We start from the raw sequence: 423 nt of genomic DNA, 5'->3' as shown, positions 1-423 counted from the left end.
GTACGTACTTGTGCGCCCAAATATGCCTGGTTTGCAACTACCGAGTCGGCAATAAAGCATTGCGGACCAATCGTTGCTTCCGCTTCAATAACCGCATTTTTAATTTCGGTGGCAAAACCAATTTTTACGCCATTGCTGATTATTGTGCCAGGACGAATAAACGCATAATTACCTATCAGGCAGTTTGCGCCAATCACTACCGGCCCCTGAATAACGGCACCGTGGCAAATACGGGTATTCGCGCCGATAACAACCTCACCGGCACTTTCATCAATAATCACCTGGTCTGCAATCTGAATATTTTTCTCTTTAACATTAAGCTTCAGATAGTTTTTCAGTTCCTGTGACAGAAGGGTGGGAATAAGCGGTTGACGCTTCCACCAGTGCGGAATAGCGGGTGGGTTTGTCGCGCTGAGGTTCGCG

General features: G+C 47.3%; 1 protein-coding gene. It reads right to left on the bottom strand.

Annotation, left to right across the window (positions count from 1 at the left end; all coding sequences use genetic code 11):
• Positions 1–423, bottom strand: a 423-nt coding sequence (locus tag ACNFOC_RS55510) for a hypothetical protein (RefSeq protein WP_416966459.1), incomplete at both ends; no start/stop codon positions are given.

This window comes from Streptomyces colwelliae (assembly GCF_048158785.1).
GTDB lineage: Bacteria > Actinomycetota > Actinomycetes > Streptomycetales > Streptomycetaceae > Streptomyces.
The sequence above is the reverse complement of the archived record's forward strand: the minus strand, read 5'-3'. Positions and strand labels throughout refer to the sequence as shown.